The following is a 16,332-nucleotide window of genomic DNA, read 5'->3' as shown; positions in this document are numbered from 1 at the left end:
TAAAAAAGGCAACAAATAAGTTGCCTGATTTTTTTCTACAAAAATATTCAACCTTAGTGGACTGTTGTACGCTTTATATACTGCTGATAAGCATCATGACCACCTTCGAACTTTATTTGCACTTCATCTTCATGCAACATCACATGTTCAGCACAAGCAAATGAAATTTTAACTTGATAAATTTTAGCCTGTTCATCAATCATTTCATGAAAAAAAACTTGATCACCTAAACTCAGTACATAATGACTTCCACCAATCACAGCAACACCTTGTGCATCCTCTAAGAGCAAGTCTGCATTGTGTAGATACGCAATAACTTCCATTTTCTTACTCCTTGGCTATGGCTATTTTTAATTTTCTATTTCTATATTTTATATATGCTTTTCACTTTTTATGCTAATCATATTTTATAACAACTTATGACAAGCTCTGTTCACATTTGTGATATAAGCCAATTCAGTGATAATGCTGTGTGATCTTGAAATACTGATTTAGAATAATGGACATTCAATCGCAGTATACACCTTGCCATCGACTCTACTTTTAACTTCACGACAACCTTCTGAATCTGTTTGTGCCTCTTGCAACATTGCAATGGCTTGCGGTACACCTGCTTCAGCAGCTTCTTGTATCAAACGATATGCTTTATCCTGATCTTTTTTCGTGCCGATAGCGTTGTAATACGCCAAAGCCAAATTTACTTTTGCTGTTGCCTCGCCAAGTTCAGCCGCTTTTTCCAATAACTCGACTGCTTTTTTATCATTTTGTTTTACACCATCACCACGGCTATACAGTGTTGCCAAGTTAGCATAAGCCAAAGCATTATTTTGTTTTATGCCTTTTTCTAAATATTCTACTGCTTTCTGATTGTCTTGCTTTACTCCTGTACCTTTGTAATACATCCAACCCAGATTATTGAGTGCAAGACCATGATTTTGTTTGGCAGCAGCCTCTGTCCACTTGATGCCCAGTTCAATATTTTTAGGTAAACGCTCCCCTGTTAAATAGTAACTTCCTAAGGTCGCTTGGGTCTGTGCATGTCCTGATTCGGCAACTTCAGTTAAAAGTTTTGTTGCTTCTGCAATGTCTGGTTTCGAGACATCTGTACGATGCAATAAGATCATACCCGTCATATATTTTGACTGTGTATCACCTAAAGCTGCCCCTTGTTTGGCATAGTACAGTGCTTTATTTTCATCTTTGGCAACGATTTCACCTTTGCCATAGATTACGATCAGTTGATGAATTGCTGCAAGATCACCTTGATCCGCTTTCTTGATCAGTTGTTGCGTAGATTTTGAAACAGCTTTTGAATCTGCATAACTGGACATAGAAAATCCCAGTAATAATGAAAAACTGAGTACATGAAAACATTGCTTAATTTGAGTAAATTGCATCATTGCCTTAATTTTCTAAATTTTTAAAAATTTATGTTAAATAATATAAAGATAGTTAGAATATTATTAAAAATAGTAGCGATCAGTTCAAGTTTTGGCTACATAAAAAAACCGTTCTTTTAGAACGGTTTATAATCAGGCATTTTTTTCGGGTCATGCGGTGTTTTTAAACATTGTTCATATGCTTGTTCTTTAAACTTTGTTTGTATTGCATCTTTATCTGCTTTTAATTCAGCATCAGACACAGCATAAATTTTTTCCAAATACTCAAGTACAAAACCTTTAGTTGTTGGATCTGTAACTTTATTTGCATACTCAACTGCTTCTTTCTTCGTAATCCCATTTTGACGATCTAATGTAATCGAACGGGCAGCATTACCAATACTTGTGCAATAGCCTTGCCAAATTTCTTCTGGAGTTGCAGGTTTCTTTTCTGCACAACCTGATAAGACCAATACTGTACCGAGTACAGCAAAGATAACTGACTTTTTCATAAATATCTCCTATCGCGCCTTATCATACTGAAATTCACTTCAATTTGGAGTTTTTCTTGTTATTTTCATTGCATTGAGTCAATATTTTTTTAAATTCGCCTGTTTTTAGCAAAGTAAAATCTAGGTATGCTTCACCTCGTATAACAATATTTTTCTAAAAAAAAAGGCTTTATAACGCGCTGTATAAAGCCTTTTTTACCCACATATTATTTGTTAGAAACGCCAATGATAGAACAAGTCAATTGCTTTTTCTAAAGATTGACTTGCTTCTAAATACAAACGTTTATTCATTTGATAACGTAATGTCAGTTTATTGACAGGTGTAAATACCCCTACACCATAACGAATATATAAGTCTGGCGTAATATAACCCGTTAAACTCACTTGTGTATCATCACCTGTGCCTTGAGCATCTAAAGCTAAACCACTTAAACCAAAAGTTTGACCAATTTGATTGGTAAATGCGCGAGTACCGCCTAAGCCTAAACTAATACCTGCTGCTGCAATGGTATTGTTGATATCAGACTTAAAGCCCGCCTCATTACTCAAACCACTATTTCCTTCATTAATACGTCCTGTAATTAGAGCATTCATTGCCTCTTGTTCAGACAATCCTGCATCATTATAAACTTGGATATTTGGGCTGCTTGCCGTGCCTGTAACACGTAAACCCACTGTACTTCCTGAGATGATCTTATTGGTATCTACGTCTAATGTTGGATTTGCCAAAGCACCATTAAAACGTGCAATCGCTCGATTTAAATCCAGTCTTTGCCCATAAGCTTCTATCGTTACTTTTTGACTCACACCAATCGCACCATTAGCACGCATTGCTGTTTCTAGACCACGCTGCGATAAATACACTCGCCCAACCAATGGAATACGACTATTAAAGCCTTGGAAAATCACTTTATTACCCAAACTGACATCAATATCAGCACGAATATCCCAAGGTTTTGCAGCCTTCAAAATTGCCAGTTGGTTATCACCTTCACGTACGATACGCACATCAGAAGAAACGTTGACAACTGTAGCACTTGACTCTGGCATTGAAATTAAAGCATTTGGAACATCAACTTTACCTTTGACCGTCACACGTTTACTTAATGGCAAAGCATCTAAGCTAATATCAGTATCCACTACAGCAGTAATTAATGGCGCTTGACGTACTAATAATTTGTCACCTTTAAGCACCAACTGGATACGTGGTTCATTTTTCCAATCAATATTTCCTGTTAGTTTCCCTACACCACGACCACTGTTAAATGCGCCATCAATACTGGCTTGGTTTTGTTGAATATTTGAATAAAACTGTATGTTTTTAAGGTTAATTGGTAGTGAAATCATGCTGAGCTCACCATTGACTACACGTAATGCACCATCAAAAGTAGGTTGTGATAATGTACCGCCAATATTTCCAGCCAAAGACAAAGTACCATCAATCTTGCGTACATCTGCAATAAATGGTTTAAGGATTTTTAATTGCACTTTATTAAAGGCAACCTCACCTTTCATTGCCTTCGCTTCTGAATATGGGTCAATCACTACACTTGCATAACCCGTACCGACATTAGGCGCTTTTAAATCTACTCGTGCTAATACACCTTGAGCAACACTTTTTACAATGACACTTGCTTCATCATAGTTCATGGATGTTGCAGGATCATCTGGGTTTTCTGCTGAAATTCCAATATTACCTTTGCGTGTAATTAATTTAGCATCAATTTTTGGTCGTGCTCCTTGTGCCCAAGCCGCTTTAGCATAACCATTTAATTCACCTGTTAATGCTAAACCTTCTGGCATAAAAGCAGCAAAATCAGTTAAATTTAAATTTTGTGTAAGAAATGACACATTACCTTTTGTTGGGCTTACACGTACAGGCTGATCAAAACATAGTTTGCTTTGCTTACTTGACCAACAATGCTGTCCAACATAGACCTCAGACTTTGCAGCAGTAAAAATAACAGGTGCAGCTTGATCTTGTAAAAGATGTGCGCGTACAGAGTCAAATTCACCTTTTTGAATTTGTCCTAACCAATCATTTTGTGCATTAAAGCCACCTGCTAACTGCACATAAAATTTTGAATAATAGTTCCAGCCTTGTAACTGCAATAAATGTGCTTTGCGCGTACCTGTTAAGGTGACTCCTGCATATTGAATTTGACGATTACCACTACGTAAATTGTCCATACGTGCCACCATTTTAGATGGTGTACTTTCAGATGTTGGCAATTCACCAATTAAACTAATTTTTTCAACACTTAGGCTATTATTAAAACCAAAATTATCAATTTTTAAGTTTGCTGTTGCACTTAAACGTGGTTGCGCTTGTAAGTTTAAATAGCCATAAGCTGTACCTCGTAACCCTGGATACAGCTCATAAAGTGCAGGAGCATTCACTTTTAAACGTAAATTTTGTGCATTTCCTGTCGCTTGAACTTGGTTCTGTGCATAAGACAAAAATAGGTTATTTGCTTCAAACTGTTGTGGCATAAAGCCTTTTTCATTTGAATTTAAGACTACAGCTAAGTTTCCTTTGCCGCGTAAAGGTTTATTATTAATAATACCTGCCAAATTCAAATTTTGAATATTGATGCGTTTCAAACGATCAGACCAAGTGCCTTGTGTCTTCACATTACCTGAAACTTCACCACGTACAGCAGAAACAAAATATTGTGGTTTAAAGCGCACTAAAGAAGCGTTTACATCCCAACCGATACCGTTACTGATATGAAGCAAACCATTTGCAGAAATTTTTCCAGCAATACCATCATGTTGTAAGTCAGCAATTTTGATCAGCTCAGGTGTGCCTGAAACACGAACTTTGAGTAAACCACTGCCTTGTTTAAATTGTGAAGCATTCAAAGTTCCATCGTAATTGACTGCAAAACCTTTAAAGCCACCACCTGCTTTTTCATCCTTTAAAATGATTGCAGCAGTACTTGTCCCTTTGAGTTGAATCGTTTCGGCTTTGGCTTGATCTGCCATTCTGCCCGTCAAATCAATCCCTGTTAAATGAATAATCTGTTGATTTGGTTTTGCATAACCATTGGCTTTAATTTGACCATTCAACAAGTTTACAGGTGCAGTTGCAAGCACTGCTTGTGGATTAAAATCTGTCGCATTTAAAGAAGCATTCCATTTTAACTGGCGCTTTTCACTTGGTAACTCTACAACGGCTTGTCCTGTTAAACGACCTTTAGCAGCAATATAGCTAAATGTAGGCACATGTAAATTATGACCTTTTAAATCTAATTGTGCATTGTATTGACCTGCAGGAAGCGATCCTTTTTCATGCTGGCGTACCACAGTTGCCACATGAACGTTTTGTTGCCCTTCAACCAGTGCCAGTTTAACTTGCCCACTCTCACTGCTCAGCCAACCAATATAAGGCACTGCACGATCAATATTTTTCCACTGCACGTCCATCAGCATGGGTTCAGGTGTTTTCTTTTTCTGCTCAGCTTGATCAAGCTTCAGATTCCATGCTTCATATTTATCAAAATCTACATTTGCAGTTAAATGCATTCCTTTTTGTAATGCACCTTTAGAAGCAATATTGGCATTTAAACTTGGAGGTAAAAAGTCTTGAATCGCTTGTGGTATCAACTTATCTTTAGGATTAATACGATCTAAACGCCCCTTAACATCCCATTGGACATGGTCTTTCCAACTCACTAAACCTGCGACATTTACTGCACCGCCCATCACCTGACCATTAAAATTTTGAATATTTAATTGCGTCATTAAATCAGTATGTGCCAAAGCACTATATTGACCTTGTGGAATATTTGCACCGCTTAGATTTGTATCTAACTCTAAATCTAAACCTTGAATATCACCTTTAAATTTTGCAATGCCCTGTTTAGCTAAAAGTTTTTGTTCAGGTAAAATAGGCAAATGGTAATTTTTTAAATTTAATGCACCTTGCATAGGTACATGTGGGCGCATAGGGTGTAATACCGCCCAACCTGTCAACAAGTCTGGTGTATGGGTGGCAACCCCTGCTTGAATGGTATCTAAACTGCCTCTAGCATGAATATAAACATCTTGCACATTTAAGCTTTTTAAGGCTGGTAAACTTACCACTGCTTTGGCTTTTAATGGATATTTCCCTTGAAAATCCATCGCACCTTCTGCATTTTTTACCAGCAAATATCCCATATCAACACGGGAATTTTTAAACTTAAGTGCAGTACCAGACCACAAAGCTTCTTCTAAATGAACATCATTAAAATCAATTTTGCTCGTTGCTGTCTGTATTTGTAAATGGTCTACATCTGCTTTGTCTAAACGTAATACAAAAGGCAGTTTTATTTCATTAAACTTAAAAGGTTCATCACTTGGCGGAGATTTACTAATGATTCTAAGATTACGAACATCTGCATGCCCCAGATGAATTTCTTTATCTAAAATTGCACGCCAACCTAAAGAGATATCAGCACGATCAATTTTTACATCAACTGCTGCGAGTGTCACAAGAATATTTTTTAAAATAATGCCTTGTAATAAATTTCCACCCTCATAATCATAATGGATAATTTTTTGACTTGCTGCGACACGATCTAATAAAAATTTACTACCTTTATCTGTCGAAAACATCACCACTAAAGCAGCTATCAGTAAAACAATGACCAAACCGATAGACAGCAGAATATTGCGTAATATATGCCGCTTTGGAGGTTCATGCCCAGTTTTTTGCTGAGGCTGTTGATCATTATTTTGAATATCTTGCTGCTTATCTTCAGCCATAACCATCCCAAATTTAAATTATTATGTCATTAAAGTTGTGAACCAATAAAGAAATGTAAGCGTATAGGCTTATCTGGATCAGAAATCCCAGAAGCAACATCTAGACGTATTGGACCAATCGGTGATTTCCAACGAATACCAACCCCAACACTATATTCAGGATCATTCGAAAATTTATCATTAAAAGCATTACCAACATCACTAAAAACCGCAGCACGCCAACCTTCTTTAAACTGATAATTATACTCTAAAGAGCCTATTGCCAGTGCCTGACCGCCTACTTTATAGCCATATTCTTCTGGAGATAAGCTTTTATAATCAAAGCCACGCAAACTTTGATCACCACCTGCAAAGAAGCGTAAGTTATAAGGTACTTTGGCAAAATCTTTAGCAAAAATATAACCCGTTTCTAAACCTGCAACAAATTGATGATCGTTATTTTCACCTAATGAATACAAGCCTTTCCATGTCGCATTGACAATTGCCATGTCTGTATCTGTTAATAAACTACTACTGCCCACTTGGACTTTATAAGATTGTTTAAAACCTTGTGTTGGATTTAAACGATTATCACTGGTGGTTTTTGAAGTTTCATAACCTAATAATAAAGATTCTTGTTCTTGGTTTGCACCAGGAATCAAAAAAGCATCTGGAATATTTTCAAGATCAACTAAACCCGATTGAGTCACACGATCTAAACGATAACGCACACCAAATACATGCTGCCAGTCTTTACGTGAGCCTTTAATAATACGGTCTGCCCCTGCAACAGCAGACTCAATCACAAGACTCATGTCATTACCAATACTGTCTCGCTCTTCACGCTCATATCCACCCACTAAACTAATATAATCATTGAGTGGATGTTTATAAGGAATATTATAACGACCATCAAATGATTGGCGTATCTGTGATAGCTCCATATTGGCATCAAAAGAATGACCTAAATGATTAACAATGGCACGGCGATACTGCCCACGTAAACGTACCCCTGTATCTGTTCCATAACCAATACCAGCTTCTAAACTATTCAAACGATCCGCATTTAGAGTCACAATAACAGGAATGATTTTTTCCTCACGTGCCTTTTCTTGTAATAGCTCAGTTTCCGATTGTTTTACTTCTTGTTGTTCTTGTATCATACGTGCATTAGGGTTCATCTCAGCACTATTTGCCCCTGCGAACTGATTTTCATCCACAACATTTTGCGTCACTTCTGTCGCTGAATGGTGTATTTTTTTACTCTCAGTTTGGTCGGCAAATGCTGCCTCTGAAATTTTTTCTTGGTCGACTAAAGCTTGTAAATCAGGAGGTAACTCTAAAGGTTTTTCAATAGGATCTGGTTTAACAGCATCAACCAAAGTGTAATTAAAATAACGTGAATTGGTTAGGTTATTTGCTAATGAGTTTACACGCCAAGCGGTATAGTCGGCGCCCGCTTTCCATGGCGCCATCGACTGCAACACTTTCAAATCAATCGGGAGAGGTTTCGTTGGGTCACTCATTCTAAACTCAACTTCACCGAGTTTATATCGCTCTCCCGTTTCATAACGTAAGTTAATATCTGCTTTATTCTGCGGTTGTTTCACTTTTACATCGTGTAATCGCCAATAGCTGTCAAAGAAACCATTATTCGTTGCAGCATCAACAATACGTGTTTTTGTCGCTTCATAAGCACCATGATTTAAAATGTCGCCAACATCTTGTTCAGGTAAAACTCGAATGACTTGTAATTGAGCTAAATTTTTCCCTGCACCAGAGAATTCTATATTTTGTTCTTCGATTAAAACAGGATCATTGGCTTCTACAATAACTTTAACTTTATTTTCACTCATTTCTTGAAATTTAAACTTCGCATTATAATAACCAACAGCTTGTGCTGCTTGATTTGATAATGTTCTAAGCTGAGGAACTGCCGCATTAAAATCAGAAAATGCTTCCGTTGTAAAACTCGAAAGTTTTGCTTTGATATTATTGGCTAATATCGTTGGCGCACCTTCAACCTCCGCACTGATACGCTCTACTTTTGCAGTATCAAATTTTGCTGGACGAATACTATAAAGAATACGCTTAAAAATATTGGCTTCTTTCTTCGGCTCTTGATCTTCAACGCTCATGTCAGACAAAGTCCGACCAGACTCGTTGGCTTCAACCACAATTTTATTGTCTGCACGAATAGAGCGAATTAGCTCATTGACGTCCTTCACATCTGTAGGTGCTGTGGTAATTTCAGAAATTTCTTGTTGTGTTGCATCATTTACCGTAATTTCAGGTGCTTGAGCCACACCACTTCGAAAGTTTTGTGCTTCGACTTTGGCTTCTTCTGCAACCTTAAAAATTTCATTCACTAAAGCACTATCAACATTATTTTCAGGTAGTTCTTCTAATTGTTCAAATTCGATCGGCTTAAAGTCGTTTAAAGTTGCAGGATTTTGCTCTTGCTGTTGCAGCATTTCTACACTATCTACAGCGACTTTATCCTGATTGACTTCCTTGATTCGTTCATCAATTTGGTCAATTTTTTCTTTGCCTAGACCTTGCTGTTCGGCTGCATTTTCAAGCTGTTTTTGCGTATTTCCAGCCAACGTTTGTGAGCGCGACTCCACATTTTTGGTCTCTAAGGCATGGGAACTTTGTGCCGCACAAACACTCAAAAAAATACTCGCACACAACAGTTTATTTAGATCATTTGTGTTAAAAATGCCATACATACAATGTGCAAGCATAGATTTTTTAAATTTGATTTTTGCTAGCATAGCAAGCTCTAAACACCATAATATATAAATGGAAAATAAGAGTAATGAAAGTTCCCAAAACCAACTGAAAACACTTGGCTTTTCACATTATCTTGGACGTTAAAAATATCATACATGATTTTGCGATATAGTTACCAAATGCTCACATTTCTTAATATAACTTAAATGAATGGCTTACTGAATGGAAAAAAATGAACATATCTTAGGAACTCGACGTTTTTTGCCCATGTTCCTCACCCAGTTTTTTGGTGCATTAAATGATAATGTTTTCAAAGGCTCATTACTACTTGTCATTACCTATGGTTGGATTCATTTAAATGGCACCTCCATCAGCACTTTAAATAATCTTGCGGCATTGTTATTTATTTTACCGTATTTTATTTTTTCTGCGACAGCAGGACAAATTGCCGATAAATATGAGCGTTCCTTTTTAGTTCGTGCAATTAAAATTCTTGAAATTTTCATTATGCTGCTGGCAACCGCAGGTTTTTTAATGGGCAATTTATGGGTTTTATTATTTGCCCTCTTTTTAATGGGTACTCATAGTACATTTTTTGGTCCTATTAAATACGCTATTTTGCCTGAAATTTTAAAACCCAATGAATTAATGTCAGGTAATGCTTTATTTCAATCAGGTACCTCAATTGCTATTTTATTAGGAACGATTATTGGTGGCGCTGTTATTTCAGTTTCAGCAGGCAATTTACTTTGGATTAGTTTAACTGTCATTATTATTGCTGTACTTGGTTTTATTGCCAGTCGTTTTATATTAAAACAACCTACTCTAAATAATGACTTAAAAATTGATTGGAATTTTTTTCGCACCAGTTTTCAAACTATTAAATATGCAAAAAGCTTACCTTTAATTTTTTTAGTTTTATTAGGAAATTCTTGGTATTGGTTTTATGGTGCTACCTATTTAACTCAGATTCCACAAGTGACTTTGCAGAACTTACATGCCAATGAAAATGTTTCTAGCTTATTATTAACTTTTTTTTCTGTTGGTATTGGTATTGGCTCATTGTTGTGCCGTAAGTTTGGTGGCAGTGAAGTGAATATTAAAATGGTGCCCATTGGTGCAATCGGTTTGACTTTATTTGCATTTTATTTTGCAGCAAGTTTAGCTTTTATTCCAACACATACAGGTGATTTAATGGGAATTGCCCAAGTCTTCCAAGCAGGTTGGGCATATTATCATGTGATGTGTGCTGTAACATTATTGGGGGTTTGTGGTGGTTTTTATATTGTGCCTTTATATGCCATGATGCAAGCATATGCACCTAAATCCCATCGTGCACGTGTTGTTGCTGCCAATAATATTTTTAATGCAATTTTCATGGTTTCATCTGCAATATTCTCTATAATTATTTTAAGTGTACTCAAACTTGATATTAAAATACTCTTCAGTATCACTGCGATTTTAAGTGGTTTATTTTGTATTTGGTTACTCATACGCTTAAAACCATTACTTGCAACAACCCAAATTACTTTGGAGGATTGACATGCGTCATTACACGGGTATCGACAAATTTATTCATTCTTTTGATCAAGCCCTAAGAAGCTTAGTGCCAGGAACAACCTCTGCACAACGTGAGAATCCTTCAGTCAATACCGAAACTAAATTGGCAGTAAGCGAAGCGCGTCATGTTGCGGGTTTAATGCGCGTTAATCATAGCGGTGAAGTGTGTGCTCAAGCGCTCTATCATGGGCAAGCATTGACTGCAAAACTTCCTAATGTACGTCGTGAAATGCAAGCTGCTGCACTTGAAGAACAAGACCATTTAGCTTGGTGTGAAGACCGTTTAAAAGAGTTAGATAGTCATACAAGTTTGCTGAACCCTGTTTGGTATGGCTTATCTTTTGGTATGGGTGCATTAGCAGGAATCGCAGGCGACAAATATAGCTTAGGATTTGTCGCTGAAACTGAACGTCAAGTGAGTTTGCATTTACAACATCATATCAGTCAATTGCCACCTCAAGATGAACGCTCGCGTAAAATTTTGGTGCAAATGAATGAAGATGAACTGCATCATCGTGATACTGCTTTAGATGCAGGTGGTGTCAACCTCCCGATCCCTGTCAAAATTACGATGACGGCTATTTCAAAGTTAATGACTAAAACCAGTTACTTCATTTAGTTTTTAAGATTTATTTTCTTATAAATAGAGTCTAATCCTAGGCTCTTTTTTTATTCAAAAAAAATTTTGCACCAAAAGTGATCAGATGTGTTTTTCAACTGCTTTTATTTTAAGCATTTCATACAAAAATACATAAAAAACTTAGAAAAATACCTAATATCAGGGATATCTATAAGCCTAGAATACAGGCACATTATATAAAACAAATTATTAGAGAAATTTTATGGTTAATAATGAGTTAAGTTTACCTGTTCCTGTAATTATTGTGGAGGATGAACCACTCATACAAATTCGTTTGAAAGAAATCCTACTAGATATGGGATACCATAAAGAAAATTTATTATTTGCTACAGACTTAGCACAAGCCAATTCACTTTTAGAAAAGCATTCTGCTTCTTTTGCATTGGTAGATTTAGGTTTGCCTGATGGAAATGGAATCGACTTTATTAAAACCCTAAAAAAATATGATCCGAGTATTTTGGTTTTGGTGGTTTCTGCATGGAGTACTGAGGATGTCATTTTAAATGCCATTAGTGCAGGAGCAACAGGTTATGTCCTCAAAGAACGGGATAATTTAGAAGTCATGTTATCTATTCGTAGTGTGTTACGTGGCGGTGCGCCAATTGACCCATTTATTGCCCAAAAAATTTTAAAAAAATTGCAAATTGATACCTTAGCAACACAGTCTAATCATCCAAGCAATAAAGAAAAAACTGAAGTATTATCAAAACGTGAACAAGAAATTTTAATTTTAGTTTCTCAAGGTCTAAGCAATAAAGAAATCGCTGATTTATTGTCACTTTCACGCTATACCATTGAGTCACATATTAAACATATTTATAGAAAACTTGCTGTTTCAACACGAATTATGGCTGTAGATGCAGCACGTCATATGGGGATCTTAGATTGAACTCAGGTGTTTTCTCATGGCTGTTCCTGATCTTTTCTAGTCTCTGGATCATGTCTAGCCATGCGTCTACACCTTTAAATAACGCAAGCAATGCTCATTGTCATTTTAAAATTTTAAGCACTCAAGTTGCCCAAGTATCTCATTATAATGATCCTGTGCCGCAGACAGGATGGAAAACTGTGGTACTGCCGCATAATTGGGATATGGACTGGAGAAATTATTCAGGCACGGCATGGTATAAAATTATTTGGCAAAGACAGTGTGCATCTAAACTTGATCAACAACAACCTGCCGCATTCCTCATCGACCGTATTAATATGGCAGGTGCTGTTTATCATAATGGCGAATTACTTTGGCAAGATGAATCTTTAGTAGAGCCATTATCTCGTAGTTGGAATATGCCACGTATGTGGACGCTACTCGCATCGACCATTCATACAGACCGCAATGAAATTTTAGTGAAAGTTGTGGGCGTACATACTCAAGCTTCTGGAATCAATAACATTGAATTTAGTTCTGTAGATGATATTACTCAATTATATAAACGATTGGTTTTAGAACGACGCAGCACCTATGTGATTAATCTGATTATTACTTTAGTTTTAGGTTTAATGGGGTTATTTATTTGGTTATTTCGCCGTAAAGAATCTGCTTTTGGCTGGTTTGCATTAACCTCATTTTTTTGGATTGGATTCATTAGTAATATTTTAATGACAAAACCAATCCCTTTAACAGATACATTAATGACAGCACGTTTAAATCTTATTTTATTGCTGGGTTATGTTTATTGTTTATGCTTATTTTCATGGCGTTTTGCACACAAAAATTTTAAAAAAACTGAATATTTTCTTTTAGGGTTAACCATTATCTTTAGTGTAATTCTTTTTATTACACCTGTTGTCTATTTAAGAGAGGTTAGCCTATTTTGTTTTCTCTATAGTTGTACTGTTTTTTTAAGTAATTGTTTATTTTTTCAATGGCTCGCTTTTAAAAATCGAAATGCAGAAGTGTTATTTTTAGCTGCTATTTTTTTAATTTTTATTATTATTGCGATTCATGATTTAACAATTCGACATGTTGATATTAACGCTTTTTTTTGGACACCTTTTGCTGCACCATTTACCAGTTTAGCTATTTCTTGTATTTTGGCTTGGCGTATTGCACAAAGTATTAATCAAGTCGAATTATTTAATCAAAACTTAAGCCATACAGTTGAAAAAGTAACCGTTGATTTAGAACATTCCTTAAATAAAAAATATCAATTAGAAATCAATAATATTCGTTTACAAGAGCGACTAAACTTATCACATGAATTACATGATGGACTGGGTGGCTCTATTTCTCGTTCTATGATTTTACTTGATCTAAATGAGCATGTTGATAAAGCTCAAATGATGTCCATGTTAAAACTATTACGCAATGACTTACGTCAAGTCATAGATATGGGTTCTAGTGTAGGCGCAAAAATCCCTGACACACCGATTTTATGGGCAGCCCCTATTCGGCATCGTTTTGTACAAATTTTTGAAGAAATGGATATTGAATCTATTTGGCAAATTCCACCGACATGGGTGACTACACCAGCCCCTTTACAGTGTTTAACGCTCGCACGGGTTGCTGAGGAAGCACTAAACAACATTGTCAAACATAGTCAAGCGAGTCTAGTTCAAGTGTCTTTAATTGAAATAGAAAATCATATTTTAATTTTAGAAATTCAAGACAATGGGTGCGGTTTTGACCCACTAAGTGTGCAACAAGGCTTTCATGTTGGCTTACAAAGCATGCAAGTTCGAATTAAACGCTTAGGGGGTGAGTTTGAAATGCATTCTACTCAAGGTGAAACGACCATTCGGGCAACTTTACACATTTTAAAAGATCTTTCATCTCATTCACTTTCATAGAGATCAAAGATTAAATAAATCAAGAGTTATGGCTTATATGCTTCAACAGTATGTTCTTCAGGTGCAAACAAATCGCTCATTGAAAAAGATATGGGTTTGTCACTGCTTCATATTCTTGTTTTTCATTTTTTTCTTTATTTCTAAAACAAATGCTGTCCCTATTTCCCCTACAATTCAAGATAGTTGTACCGCTAAAATCGAGAAAATAAGCGTTGCTCAAGGTTCAGGGCAAACTGGAGAATCTTTCCCCCAATCAGGTTGGCGTAATGTTGAAAAACTACCCGACTATTGGTCTAAAGAATGGAAAAACAATCAAAAAAGTGCATGGTATAGCATCGACTGGACATATCTTTGCCCAACCAATACCCATACTGCACAACAGCTTGTCATTGAAAATATCAACATGGCTGCACAAATCTATTTAAATGATGAACTGATTTATCAAGATCAATATTTAACAGACCCTATATCACGAAATTGGCACTTACCACAACAATGGTTATTGCCCGCTGCAAGTTTAAAATATGGGAAAAATCAACTGATTATTCATGTCATTGGCGTCCCTACACAAAAAGCAGGTTTAGGACGCTTATATATTGGATCGCCACAAAAAATGCAGCCAATTTATCAACATCATCTGACTGAGAAACGTACACTCACTATTCTCAATATTATGATTAATTTAGTTATTGCTCTGTTATGCATATTGGTTTGGTTATTTGATCGTCGTAATAAATCGTTTATTTGGTTTTCTATTTTAGGTTGTTTTTGGACGATGTATTTAATCATCGCGATGTATCCTAAACCGATTTTTCATTTAAATAATTTACAAGTTGATCAACTTCATCTCATTGTTTTCTGTTTTTATGTGACTTTTAGTTGTATTGCGATTTGGCGATTTGCTAAGCAAAAATTTATAGTCATCGAAAGAGCATTATGGGCTTTTGTTGCAATCAGCAGCATGACGATTTTGTTTACACCCGAACATTTTCAACCTGTGATTCATCAAGTAATTTTTGTACTTGCAGTGCTGATTTTTGTCTTAAAATGTATAACTTATCCTTATATTGCCTATCGTTCAAAAGTTCCTGAAGGTTATTTTTTAGCATTTGTACAAATTTCATTTCTTCCTATCGCCTTTAATGATGCTTATTACATGATGACACTTGAAGGCAGTGTTCTCTCTCCATACACAGCACCGATTACCAGTTTATTTATTGGTTTTGTATTGGCTTTACGTTTATCAAACAATGCCAAACGAATTGAGAATTTTAACAAAACGCTAGAAGATACAGTGCGAAATGCACAGTCTGAATTATCAACTTTGCTGAACCAGCAACATGCCCTCGCCTTAGACAATGTTAAATTACAAGAAAGAATCCATTTGGCACAAGATTTACATGATGGTATTGGAGGATCAATAGTTCGCTCCATTATTTTAGTTGACCATCATGAACATATTGAAAAACAACAAATGCTGTCTATTTTAAAATTACTACGCAATGATTTGCGTCAAGTGATTGATACCAGTGCCAGTTTGGACACCAAAACCCCCGAAAATCCTATTTTATGGGTGGCTTCTATTCGGCATCGTTTTGTACAAATTTTTGAAGAAATGGATATTCAGTCCACATGGACTGTCGCACCAACATGGGTGATTACGCCCACTCCCTTACAATGCTTAACCCTCTTGCGTGTTGCTGAAGAAGCTTTAACGAATATTGTCAAACACAGCCATGCAAACTGTGTTGAAGTTAAATTACAACAACATCAACAACAACTTATTTTAGAAATACATGATAATGGACAAGGTTTTGACCCACTTCTTGTACAGCAAGGCTTTCATGTTGGTTTGCAAAGTATGCAAGTTCGTGTGCAACGTCTAAGAGGTCATTTTGAAATCCAGTCCATACCAACCTCGACTTTAATTCGTGTCATTCTTTATTTATAAAAGTAAAAATAAAAAAGAGAGCATTACACTCTC

The 16,332-nt window shown here is 36.1% G+C and carries 10 protein-coding genes; 5 read left to right on the top strand and 5 right to left on the bottom strand.

All coding sequences use genetic code 11. From position 1 onward, the window contains the following. Positions 1–53: 53 nt before the first annotated feature. The 5 genes from HX005_RS11365 to HX005_RS11345 all read right to left on the bottom strand — a co-directional run bounded on the left by HX005_RS11365 (position 54) and on the right by HX005_RS11345 (position 9,399). Positions 54–323: a hypothetical protein gene (locus HX005_RS11365; RefSeq protein ID WP_286377452.1), complete on the bottom strand. Its 270-nt coding sequence runs from the start codon at positions 321–323 to the stop codon at positions 54–56. A gap of 168 nt (positions 324–491) precedes the next feature. Continuing rightward, positions 492–1,331 carry a tetratricopeptide repeat protein gene (locus tag HX005_RS11360; RefSeq protein WP_286377451.1) on the bottom strand — a complete coding sequence of 280 codons (840 nt, stop codon included), beginning with the start codon at positions 1,329–1,331 and terminating at the stop codon, positions 492–494. 185 nt (positions 1,332–1,516) lie between these two features. Next, positions 1,517–1,891: a hypothetical protein gene (locus tag HX005_RS11355; protein WP_286377450.1), complete on the bottom strand. Its 375-nt coding sequence runs from the start codon at positions 1,889–1,891 to the stop codon at positions 1,517–1,519. 213 nt (positions 1,892–2,104) lie between these two features. Then, the gene (locus tag HX005_RS11350; RefSeq protein ID WP_286377449.1) at positions 2,105–6,643 is read right to left on the bottom strand and encodes a translocation/assembly module TamB domain-containing protein; all 4,539 of its coding nucleotides are present in this window, start codon (positions 6,641–6,643) and stop codon (positions 2,105–2,107) included. A 29-nt stretch (positions 6,644–6,672) separates the two neighbouring features. Continuing rightward, positions 6,673–9,399 (bottom strand): autotransporter assembly complex protein TamA, encoded by a 2,727-nt coding sequence (locus tag HX005_RS11345; RefSeq protein ID WP_286377448.1) that lies wholly within the window; start codon positions 9,397–9,399, stop codon positions 6,673–6,675. 181 nt (positions 9,400–9,580) lie between these two features. On the opposite strand from HX005_RS11345, the gene HX005_RS11340 reads away from it, so the two are divergent. The 5 genes from HX005_RS11340 (at position 9,581) to HX005_RS11320 (ending at position 16,299) form a co-directional block, all read left to right on the top strand. Continuing rightward, a complete protein-coding gene (locus HX005_RS11340; protein ID WP_286377447.1) occupies positions 9,581–10,900 on the top strand; it encodes an MFS transporter in 1,320 nt (439 codons plus the stop codon). A gap of 1 nt (position 10,901) precedes the next feature. Further along, positions 10,902–11,537, top strand: a complete 636-nt coding sequence (gene coq7 / locus HX005_RS11335) for a 2-polyprenyl-3-methyl-6-methoxy-1,4-benzoquinone monooxygenase (protein WP_286377446.1) — start codon at positions 10,902–10,904, stop codon at positions 11,535–11,537. A gap of 223 nt (positions 11,538–11,760) precedes the next feature. Further along, positions 11,761–12,447: a response regulator gene (locus HX005_RS11330; RefSeq protein ID WP_107007978.1), complete on the top strand. Its 687-nt coding sequence runs from the start codon at positions 11,761–11,763 to the stop codon at positions 12,445–12,447. A 50-nt stretch (positions 12,448–12,497) separates the two neighbouring features. Then, on the top strand, positions 12,498–14,348 hold the full coding sequence (locus HX005_RS11325) for a sensor histidine kinase (protein ID WP_286377445.1): 1,851 nt from the start codon (positions 12,498–12,500) through the stop codon (positions 14,346–14,348). A 115-nt stretch (positions 14,349–14,463) separates the two neighbouring features. Then, positions 14,464–16,299, top strand: coding sequence for a sensor histidine kinase (locus HX005_RS11320; protein ID WP_286377444.1), 1,836 nt, complete (start codon positions 14,464–14,466; stop codon positions 16,297–16,299). Positions 16,300–16,332: the final 33 nt, after the last annotated feature.

Origin of the sequence: Acinetobacter sp. R933-2 (assembly GCF_030325485.1) — a bacterium.
GTDB lineage: Bacteria > Pseudomonadota > Gammaproteobacteria > Pseudomonadales > Moraxellaceae > Acinetobacter > Acinetobacter sichuanensis.
Note: the sequence above shows the minus strand (reverse complement) of the source record. Positions and strands in the feature narration are given on the sequence as shown.

Excerpts from the sequence above, each read along its gene's own strand:
- HX005_RS11340 (WP_286377447.1), top strand. The coding sequence starts at position 9,581 with ATGGAAAAAAATGAACATATCTTAGGAACTCGACGTTTTTTGCCCATG.
- HX005_RS11360 (WP_286377451.1), bottom strand. The coding sequence starts at position 1,331 with ATGTCCAGTTATGCAGATTCAAAAGCTGTTTCAAAATCTACGCAACAA.
- HX005_RS11345 (WP_286377448.1), bottom strand. The coding sequence starts at position 9,399 with ATGCTAGCAAAAATCAAATTTAAAAAATCTATGCTTGCACATTGTATG.
- HX005_RS11330 (WP_107007978.1), top strand. The coding sequence starts at position 11,761 with ATGGTTAATAATGAGTTAAGTTTACCTGTTCCTGTAATTATTGTGGAG.
- HX005_RS11365 (WP_286377452.1), bottom strand. The coding sequence starts at position 323 with ATGGAAGTTATTGCGTATCTACACAATGCAGACTTGCTCTTAGAGGAT.
- coq7 (WP_286377446.1), top strand. The coding sequence starts at position 10,902 with ATGCGTCATTACACGGGTATCGACAAATTTATTCATTCTTTTGATCAA.
- HX005_RS11350 (WP_286377449.1), bottom strand. The coding sequence starts at position 6,643 with ATGGCTGAAGATAAGCAGCAAGATATTCAAAATAATGATCAACAGCCT.
- HX005_RS11355 (WP_286377450.1), bottom strand. The coding sequence starts at position 1,891 with ATGAAAAAGTCAGTTATCTTTGCTGTACTCGGTACAGTATTGGTCTTA.
- HX005_RS11325 (WP_286377445.1), top strand. The coding sequence starts at position 12,498 with ATGTCTAGCCATGCGTCTACACCTTTAAATAACGCAAGCAATGCTCAT.